The sequence below is a fragment of the Aquabacter albus genome, assembly GCF_040049275.1.
Lineage (GTDB): Bacteria > Pseudomonadota > Alphaproteobacteria > Rhizobiales > Xanthobacteraceae > Aquabacter.
Genome location: NZ_JBDZDT010000007.1, coordinates 461844 through 471354 on the forward strand (window position 1 = coordinate 461844; position 9511 = coordinate 471354).

The 9511-nt window shown below is 65.5% G+C and carries 7 protein-coding genes, 1 tRNA gene and 1 pseudogene; 6 read left to right on the plus strand and 3 right to left on the minus strand.

The window, feature by feature from the left end; genetic code table 11:
* Positions 1–28 precede the first annotated feature (28 nt).
* Positions 29–829: a class I SAM-dependent methyltransferase gene (locus tag ABLE91_RS20235; protein WP_348933733.1), complete on the plus strand. Its 801-nt coding sequence runs from the start codon at positions 29–31 to the stop codon at positions 827–829.
* Between the two features lie 511 nt (positions 830–1340).
* On the opposite strand, the gene ABLE91_RS20240 is transcribed toward ABLE91_RS20235, so the two are convergent.
* A tRNA-Ser gene (locus tag ABLE91_RS20240) sits at positions 1341–1430 on the minus strand.
* A 548-nt stretch (positions 1431–1978) separates the two neighbouring features.
* On the opposite strand from ABLE91_RS20240, the gene ABLE91_RS20245 reads away from it, so the two are divergent.
* The 5 genes from ABLE91_RS20245 to metG are packed head-to-tail and all read left to right on the plus strand — an operon-like array spanning position 1979 to position 7437.
* Positions 1979–2920, plus strand: a complete 942-nt coding sequence (locus ABLE91_RS20245) for a septal ring lytic transglycosylase RlpA family protein (protein WP_348933735.1) — start codon at positions 1979–1981, stop codon at positions 2918–2920.
* Positions 2921–2939: 19 nt separating this feature from the next.
* Positions 2940–4145, plus strand: coding sequence for a D-alanyl-D-alanine carboxypeptidase family protein (locus ABLE91_RS20250; RefSeq protein ID WP_348933737.1), 1206 nt, complete (start codon positions 2940–2942; stop codon positions 4143–4145).
* On the plus strand, positions 4142–4807 hold the full coding sequence (tmk, locus tag ABLE91_RS20255; protein WP_348933739.1) for a dTMP kinase: 666 nt from the start codon (positions 4142–4144) through the stop codon (positions 4805–4807). The genes ABLE91_RS20250 and tmk overlap by 4 nt, the downstream gene beginning before the upstream one ends.
* Positions 4804–5832: a DNA polymerase III subunit delta' gene (locus ABLE91_RS20260; RefSeq protein ID WP_348933741.1), complete on the plus strand. Its 1029-nt coding sequence runs from the start codon at positions 4804–4806 to the stop codon at positions 5830–5832. The genes tmk and ABLE91_RS20260 overlap by 4 nt, the downstream gene beginning before the upstream one ends.
* 48 nt (positions 5833–5880) lie before the next feature.
* Positions 5881–7437: a methionine--tRNA ligase gene (gene metG / locus ABLE91_RS20265; protein WP_348933743.1), complete on the plus strand. Its 1557-nt coding sequence runs from the start codon at positions 5881–5883 to the stop codon at positions 7435–7437.
* Between the two features lie 126 nt (positions 7438–7563).
* On the opposite strand, the gene ABLE91_RS20270 is transcribed toward metG, so the two are convergent.
* Together ABLE91_RS20270 and ABLE91_RS20275 are read right to left on the minus strand one after the other, a co-directional pair.
* A complete protein-coding gene (locus ABLE91_RS20270; protein ID WP_348933745.1) occupies positions 7564–8955 on the minus strand; it encodes a GntP family permease in 1392 nt (463 codons plus the stop codon).
* 442 nt (positions 8956–9397) lie between these two features.
* A pseudogene (locus ABLE91_RS20275) lies at positions 9398–9511 on the minus strand (IS5/IS1182 family transposase); the annotation flags it as partial.

Consider the following 9511-nt stretch of genomic DNA (forward strand, 5'->3'; position numbering starts at 1 on the left):
GTGCCTCAGGGGAATGAAAATGACTCCTGTGTCGTTGATCGAATATGCGCAAGGCGCAGGCGAGACACAAGGTAAGCCTGAGCCGTATCTAAAGATATACGAGAGATATTTCTCGCATATGCGCGAGGATGCGGTCACTATTCTTGAGCTTGGTGTCGCGACCGGCAAGTCGATGCTGATGTGGTCTGATTATTTTAGTAGAGGAACGATTGTTGGTATCGACTTATTCCCTCCAGGTAGCGAAATGCCAACGATACCGAGGAATGAAAATCGCATACACATGTACAGGGGCGCGCAAAACGATACCGAGTTTTTGTCCAAGGTGGCGAACGAAATCGCACCGAAGGGCTTCGACATTATCATTGACGACGCGGCCCATATCGGGGAGCTAGCTAAGATCAGTTTCTCTCATCTATTCCTCAAATATTTGAAGCCGGGCGGCATATACGGTCTAGAGGATTGGGGCACAGGCTATTGGCAGGGCCACCCTTATTATCCCGATGGCCGCCGGTTTAGGGAGCCGAATGACGAGACCTTCTTGCACCGGCTTGCGAGCAGGGCTTTGAAGAACGCCCCGGTCGAATGGCCTTCCCTGACTAGGGTCCAGAAGCTGCTCAAGCCCTACCAGTATACGAGCCGGTTCAAATCGCATGAGTACGGGATGCCGGGGGTCATCAAGCAGCTTATCGATGAAGTGGCGCATCTCGATTGGTCTGCAATGCCCTATGGTACAAAGCCAAAGGAGCAGAGGCCATCGTACATTGACAGCATGTTGGTCACGGCCGGCGTGACGCTCATTACTAAGAGCAAGTTCGCCCCGATGGGGTAGTCCTCTCGGCTCAGTTCCATTCGACATACCCGGAGAGGCCGCCCGAACTAGGTGGCCTTTTTACATCCGGCCAGCTTATTTGTGAGGGTCACAGACGATGATGCTCGCCATCAACATTGGCACAGACGACCAGTCCGCAATCCTCCAGGGCTTAACCTCGTCGGCTATAGCGTTAACCTAAAGGTGTAAAGTGACGGGGTATCCGGCAGCTTCAACACGAGCTAGGCGGGCTAACGATTTCCTGTGACGGGCGGAAACAGCGCTGTCACGTGGTGTTGAAGGATGCCAGTGTCCGAGAGATCTGCCGGATGAAGTTGGATGAAGAATGGGCCGAAAATCGCGGCTTGAGTGAAAATACCTTCAGAACATCCTTCCGGATTCTTTCGGGACTTTCTGCGCAGGACTCTGCATCAGGGTGCCCATTTGCGTGATTTGCTCCGATGAATGAGACGCGAGGGCCGGGCCATTTTGGACCACCGGGTTCCGCTGGTCGTTGCGAAACTTGAGTTTCTGGCGGAAGGGGTGGGATTCGAACCCACGGTGGGCTTGCGCCCACGGCGGTTTTCAAGACCGCTGCCTTAAACCACTCGGCCACCCTTCCTTTCATCGAGCCTCTTAACGCAAGTCGGGCGCGTTCGTCGATTGCCGAGGCGCATAATCCCCGGCCGCGGTGGACGTGGTTCAGGGGCGGCTAGGTCGCGGCGCAGCCATCATCGATCGCCATCCGCCGGCGGCTGTTGCGGGCAGTTTAGTTTAGTTCAGTCCGGCCCGACGTGTTGAGCGGCACCATTCGCAAGGGCGGGGTCAGAGCGTGCCGCGGAGATCGTGGCAGGTGAGGGCGGCGGCGGCCGCGTACCGCCTTGTGCGCGCCGTGTGCGGAAAACGGGTGCCGGATCGGATTTCCCTTGCGTGGCAAGTCCTTGGAGGTGGGTGGTGAGAAGCGTTGCCACCTCTCGGTTCTTCACCTTTCGTTTACCATAGACACAGCGGCGCCGCATTTTCGCCGTCTTGTCCGCCACTCATCTGTCTATTCGGTCGCTGCCGTGTCATAGCTGACGGCGGTCCTTTGGGCGGGACAGCGATTCTGGCTTCGGCCGGTCGCGGTGAAACAGGACGGATATGACGCGAGACCCTCAGATCGGACCCGGCATGCGCGCTTTGCGCGGCACGCTTGGCGTCAGTGTCATCTGCGTGGTGCTCGCGGGCTGCAGCGGGGCCAACAAGCTCTCCAACTTGGTGGACCCCAAATACGGCGTTTCTGCCAGCCCCCGCGTGGTGGCGGATGGGGAGCCGGTTCCCAAAGGCACCGGCGCCTATCGCGTCGGCAAGCCCTACACCATTGCCGGGCGCACCTATTACCCGGCCGAGAATCCCAATTACAAAGCCATGGGCATCGCTTCCTGGTATGGCGACGACTTCCATGGCCGCCTGACGGCGAACGGCGAGGTGTTCGACCGCACCTCCATCTCCGCCGCCCACCCGACGCTGCCCATGCCCAGCTATGTGCGCGTCACCAACCTGAAGAACAACAAGTCCATCATCGTCCGCATCAACGATCGCGGACCCTACCACGCCGACCGCATCATCGACGTCTCCCACAAGACCGCCGACCTCCTGGGCTTCCAGGGCAACGGCATCGCGCGGGTGAAGGTGGAATATGTGGGCCGCGCGCCGCTCGAAGGCTCCGACGACCGCAAGCTGATGGCGACGCTGCGCGACGATGGTCCGGCCGAGCCACCGTCGAACTCCGCCGTTATGGTGGCGTCCGCCGCGCCGTTCGTGCCCTCCATCGCCCGTCCCATCCCGGCGACGGTGTCGTCGGGTGACGTGCCGATGCCGGCGCAGCGGCCTTACGATCTCGGCCATGATCTTGATGAAGAGGTGGCCCAGGCCGCCGTCGCCCGGGCCCCGGCGCCGCAGCGTCCCGCCGCGCAGCCCGTGCCTGCCGCAGCGCCTGTCCGGCAGGCCTTCCAGCCCGCAGAGCCTCCGCAGCCGCGCACCACGGTGGCAGCCACCGGCTGGAGCGTCGGCGCTGCTCCCGTTTCCGGCCTCAGCTATGCGGGTGCAACGGCCAATGGCGCGAGCCGCTGACGTCTCTTCTTTTCGGTTCATGGGCAAGGTGCGTGCGCGTGGCGCCCTCCTGCTCTCGCTCCTCGCATTAGGCGCGTTCGCCGCTGCGCCCGCGCGGGCGCAGAGCGCCTTCCAGACGCCGGTGCCGAGCGCCATCCTGGTGGACTTCACTACCGGGGCCATCCTGTTCGACAAGGACAGCGAGAAGGCTTTCGCACCCGGCAGCACGGTCAAGATCATGACCGCCTTGGTGGTGTTCGACGACATCCGCTCCGGCAAGATCACCCCCGACACCACCTTCACCGTCAGCGAGAATGCCTGGCGGCGCGGCGGCGGGCCGTCGGGCGGGGCGGCCATGTTCGTCCCCATCAAGAGCAACACGCGGGTCGGGGACCTCGTCATCGGCATGATCACCGTGTCGGGCAATGACGCGGCCATCACGCTCGCCGAGGGCGTCGCGGGCACCGAGGGTGAATTCGCCAACAAGATGAACGCCAAGGCTCAGGAACTGGGCCTCACCAGCTCGGATTTCCGCAATGCCACGGGCTTTGCCGATCCCGGCCAGCGCTCCAGCGCGCGCGACATGGCGCAGATCTCGCGCTATCTGATCCGCACCTATCCCGGCCTCTACCCCATGTTCTCCGTGCCGGACATCGAGTGGAGCAAGGTCAAGCAGCGCAACCGCAATCCGCTGCTCAATGCCGGCGTTGGCGCCGATGGCCTCCAGGTGGCGTGGCTGAAGGATGCCGGCTACCACCTCGTCGGCTCGGCGGTGCAGAACAACCAACGCCTCATCGTGGCGCTGATGGGCGCGAAGTCGGAGAAGGAGCGCCTCGAGGAGGCGAAGCGCCTTTTGGAATGGGGTTTCCATTCCTTCGAGCACCGCCAGCTCTTCGCCGCCGACATCGAGCTTGGCCGCGCCACCGTGTTCGGCGGCGAGGCGGGCTCCGTGGGCCTTGCCGCGCGAGGCCCGGTGATGCTGCTTATGCCGCGCAACAGCCAGGACAAGCTGGTCGCCAAGGTCACCTATAACGGGCCGCTCAAGGCGCCGGTGACCAAGGGAACGGAAGTGGCGCAGCTGGAAATCTCGCGCGGGCCGCTGAAGGTCCTCGAACTGCCTCTGGTCACCACGGAAGACGTGGGCGTCGGCTCGCTGTGGCAGCGGGCACTCGACGGGGCCGGCGTCCTGGTGGGCGACACCGCCCGAGACCTCGGCCAAAAAGTCATGGCCAAGATCGGCAAATGATCGAGGCCCCCGGTCGCTTCCTGACCCTTGAAGGCGGGGAGGGGAGCGGCAAGTCCACCCAGGCCCGCCTCCTCGGCGACATGCTTCGTGCCCGCGGCATCGACGTGGTGCAGACCCGCGAGCCCGGCGGCTCGCCCGGTGCGGAGGAAGTGCGCAAGGCGCTGCTCTCCGGCGCGGTGCAGCCGCTCGGGGCGGACGTGGAAGCGCTGCTGTTCGCCGCCGCCCGTGCCGATCATGTGGACGAGACCATCCTGCCGGCGCTGAAGACTGGGCGCTGGGTGATCTGCGACCGCTTCATCGATTCTACCAAGGTCTATCAGGGCGCCGTGGGCAAGGTGGATGCGCGCCTGCTGCGCGCTCTGGAGGAGGTGGCGGCCTCCCGCGCCCGTCCCGATTTGACCCTCATCCTGGACCTGCCGCCGGAGATCGGCCTGGAACGGGCGGCGGTGCGCGGCAAGGGCGCGGTGGCGGACCGTTTCGAGCGGGAGGGGGGCGACTTCCACCGGGCGGTGCGGGAAGCTTTCCTCGATCTCGCGCGCCAGGATCCGGCGCGCTGCGTGGTGATCGATGCCAATGGCGAGGCGGAAGCGGTGGCGGAGCGCATAAAGACCGCGGTGCTCGCGCGGCTCGCGGCGGCGCTCCCCGCATCGGGTACGCCATGAGCGAAGGGGATATCCTTTCCGGCGCGCCGCATCCGCGCACGCGCACCCGCCTGTTCGGCCATGCCGGCCAGGAGGCGGACCTGATGGGCGACTGGCGCAGCGGCCGGTTTCCCCATGCGCTGCTGATCGGCGGGCCGGAGGGCATCGGCAAGGCGACACTGGCCTACCGGATCGCGCGATTTGCCCTCGCCGGGGGCGTCGGGCGGCCGGACCAGCACGATTTCGAGGTGCCCGAAGGCCATCCCGTCTCGCGGCAGGTGGCGGCGCTGTCCCATCCCGACCTCCTCGTCCTGCGCCGCGCGCCCGAGGCGGGGGAGGAGCGCATCCCCACCGTCATCCCGGCCGAGATGGTGCGGCGGGTGCGCCCGTTCTTCGGCTCGACGGCGGCCGGCGGGGGATGGCGGGTGTGCATCGTGGATGCGGTGGACGACCTGAATGCCTTCGGCGCCAATGCCTTATTGAAGACTCTTGAGGAGCCGCCGCCGCGCGCGCTGTTCCTTCTCGTGTGCCACGCGCCCGGCCGGGTGCTTCCCACCATCCGCTCCCGCACCCGCCTCGTGCGGCTGCGGCCGCTCTCCGATGCGGACGTGCTCGCCGCTTTGGACGATCTGCGGCCGGACGTGGAGGAGCTGGACGAGACCGCGCTCCAGGCGGCCTCCTCCTCCGCCGGCGGCAGCGTGCGCCGCGCTTTGGTGCTGGCGCGCGGCGCGGGCCTTGAGGTCCGCGCGGCGACCCTGCGCATGCTGGAGCAGCTTCCCGATGCCCGGCCGGAGGAGATGCATGCGCTGGGCGCCCGCCTCCAGGGCGACCGGGGGGACGGGCTCGACCTGTTCGTGGAGGCGGTGAGCGACTGGATCGCCGAGACGGCCACCGGCGGACGCTGGGAGAGGCGCCGCCTTGTCCGCTTGAGCGAGGTGTGGGAGAAGGTTCGGCGCGCGGCGGCCGAGGCGGATACCTTCAATCTCGACCGCAAGGCGCTCGTGTTTCGCATCTTCACCGAGCTCGCCGAAGCTTCGCGCGCCTGAGCGCAGAGCGGGGCCGGGCAGTCGCCTCCGTGGAGGCGTGGAGCCGCAATGTCGCCGAAGCCGTCTTTCTACATCACCACCGCCATCGCCTATCCCAATGGCGTGCCGCACATGGGCCACGCCTATGAGGCGATCGCCACCGATTGCATCGCCCGCTTCAAGCGCCTCGACGGCTTTGACGTGCGCTTCCTCACGGGCACGGACGAGCACGGCATCAAGATGCTCCAGACCGCCCAGAAGGCGGGGCTGACGCCGCGCGAGCTGCTGGAGCGCAACGTGCCGCGCTTCCAGGCCATGGTGGACGGGTTCGGCCTCTCCAATGACGACTTCATCCGCACCACCGAGGAGCGGCACACAAAGTCGTCTCAGGCCATCTGGGAGAAGATGGCGGCCAATGGCGACATCTACAAATCCACCTATGCCGGCTGGTACTCCATCCGCGACGAGGCCTATTACGCTGAGGACGAGACCACGCTGAATGGCGATGGCGTGCGCCTCGGCCCCCAGGGCACGCCTGTGGAGTGGGTGGAGGAGGAGAGCTATTTCTTCCGCCTCTCCGCCTACCAGCAGAAGCTGCTGGACTTCTACGCCGCCAATCCCGGCTTCATCGCCCCGGAGGCGCGGCGCAACGAGGTGGTGAGCTTCGTGTCGGGCGGGCTCCAGGATCTCTCCATCTCCCGCACCACCTTCGACTGGGGCATCCCCGTGCCGGGCGATCCCAAGCACATCATGTATGTGTGGGTGGACGCGCTGACCAATTACATCACCGCGCTCGGCTATCCCGACACGGAAGGCGAGATGTTCCGCACCTTCTGGCCGGCGGACGTCCACGTCATCGGCAAGGACATCATCCGCTTCCACGCGGTCTATTGGCCGGCCTTCCTGTGGTCGGCGGGGCTCGCCGCGCCCAAGCGCGTGTTCGGCCACGGCTTCCTGTTCAACCGCGGGGAGAAGATGTCGAAGTCCGTGGGCAACGTGGTCGACCCGTTCGAGCTCGTGGCCGCCTATGGCGTCGACGCGGTGCGCTACTTCTTCCTGCGCGAGGTCTCGTTCGGCCAGGACGGCTCCTACAGCCACGAGGCCATCGTCACCCGCATGAATGCGGACCTCGCCAACGACCTCGGTAACCTCGCCCAACGCTCGCTTTCCATGGTGTCGAAGAATCTGGAGGGCGTGGTGCCCGTGCCCGGCCCGCTCTCGCCGGAGGACGAGGCCATGCTGGCGCTGGCCGACGGCATGCTGGAGAAGGCGCGCGAGGCCATGGAGGGGCAGACCATCCACCTCTATCTTGCGGCCGTGTGGAACGTGGTGGCGGAAGCCAACCGCTATTTCGCCGCCGCCGCCCCCTGGGCGCTGCGCAAGACCGATCCGGACAAGATGGGCACGGTGCTGTGGGTGGCGGCCGAGGTGATCCGGCAGATCGCCATCCTCGCGCAGCCGGTGATGCCGGAGAGCGCGGGTAAATTGCTGGATCTGCTGGCGCTTCCCATTGAGGCCCGCGACTTCGCCCATCTCGGGGCCGGCCATCGCCTCGCCTCGGGTGGAACGCTGCCTGCGCCAGTGGGGGTATTCCCGCGCTATGTGGAGCCTGAGGCGGCGTCCTGAGCCCTCTCAATCGTCATGGCCGGGCTTGACCCGGCCATCTCCCTCAGGACCGGGTGCGCCAAGGATGACAGGAGATCCCCGGATCAAGTCCGGGGATGACGTCATTTTGAGACACTCGTCTCGCGCTCAATACAGCCCCGTCAGGTAATAGAACCCGATCACGACGAACACCGCCGCCGTCTTCACCAGCGTGATGGCGAAGATGTCGCCATAGGACTGGCGGTGCGTCAGACCGCACACGGCGAGCAAAGTGATCACCGCGCCGTTATGGGGCAGGGTGTCCATGCCGCCCGAGGCCATGGCGGCGACACGGTGCATCACCTCCATGGGGATGCCGGCGGCATTGGCCGCAGCGATGAACTGCTCCGACATGGCCGCCAGCGCGATGGAAAGGCCGCCCGAGGCCGAGCCGGTGATGCCGGCGAGCGCGGTGATGGAGATGGCCTCGTTCACCAGCGGGTTCGGGATGGCGGTGAGCGCGCTCTTGATGACCAGGAAGCCGGGCAAAGCGGCGATGACGGCGCCGAAGCCGTATTCGGAGGCGGTGTTGAGGCCCGCCAGCAAGGCGCCCGCCACCGCCGACTTCGAGCCGTCTGCGAATTGCCCCGCCACCTGACGGAAGGCGAACAGGAACACGGTGAGGATGCCCAGCAGCAGGGCGCCCGCCACCGACCAGATGGCCGTCACCGAATTCACCGCGAGGCTGATCTCATGGTCGCCGGGGGTGAGCGTGGCGCGGGCGGTGTCGCCATAGGCGAGGGGAATGAGCCAGCCGAGGACGAGGTTGGCGATGCCCACCACAAAGAGGGGGGAAATGGCGATAAGCGGGTTCACCCGGGGCTCATCCGCGCGCAGCGTCGGCTCGTTGGAATGGCCCTCGCCATAGGTCTCGCCCGCTTTGGCGGCCTGCCGGCGCCGGAAGTCGAGATAACCGAGGCCCATGGCGAGCATGAAGGCTGCGCCCACAAGGCCGAGGATCGGCGCGGCATAAGCCGTGGTGTGGAAGAAGGTGGTGGGAATGATGTTCTGGATCTGCGGCGTGCCCGGCAGGGTGTCCATGGTGAAGCCGAAGGCGCCCAGCGCGATGGTAGCCGGCAGGAGCCGCTTCGGGATGCCCACCTGCCGGAACAATTCGGCACCGAAGGGATAGACCGCGAACACCACCACGAACAGCGAGACGCCGCCATAGGTGAGAACCGCACCCACCAGCACCACCGCCAGCACGGCCTGGCCCGCCCCGAGGATGCCGATGATGGCCGAGACGATGGCGCGGGAGAAGCCGGACAGCTCGATCACCTTGCCGAACACCGCGCCGAGCAGGAACAAGGGGAAGTAGAGCTTTATGAACCCCACCATCTTGTCCATGAACAGGCCGGAATAGATGACGGGTACCGCGGCGGGGTCCGTGAGCAGCACGGCGCCGAGCGCGGCCACGGGCGCGAACAGGATCACGCTGAAGCCGCGATAGGCGACGAACATCAAGAAGGCGAGCGCGCCCAGGCAGATGAGGAAGCTCATCGTTCAGCCTCGTTCTGAGTTTGGATGGCGCTGCCCCCAGCGGCCACATGGTGCAACGCACTCTAAGGCGCGCCGGCGCGGCGGGGAAGCCCGGCTTTTTGCCGTGACCTTAGGTAAGTCGTTGGGAAATTGTCATATTCAGCGCCGCCAAGCGCGCCACGCTCCCTCTCCCGCCTGCGGGGGAGGGTTGGGGAGGGGGCTGCTGGAGCAGCAGAATGTTGGACGGTGCCAGAGCGGCATTTCCCTAGGCTGTATCGACATTCAAATGGGACGATCTGCGCCTCTCACACCCGTCATGCCCGGGCTTGTCCCGGGCATCCACACCTATCCGTTAAGCGCGCACCCAGCGGAGCCCTGTGGATGGCCGGGACAAGCCCGGCCATGACGGCGGTTCTTTGAGGCGGTGCTGAGCTTGAAAGTCGATACAGCCTAGGGTCGGGACTCAATCGCACCAGAATGCAATGACGGCGGCAATGTAGGCACCTGCGAGGTAGTTGGCGGCAAGCTTGTCGTATCGGGTAGCAATGCGTCGCCAGTCCTTGAGCCGACACCAGAG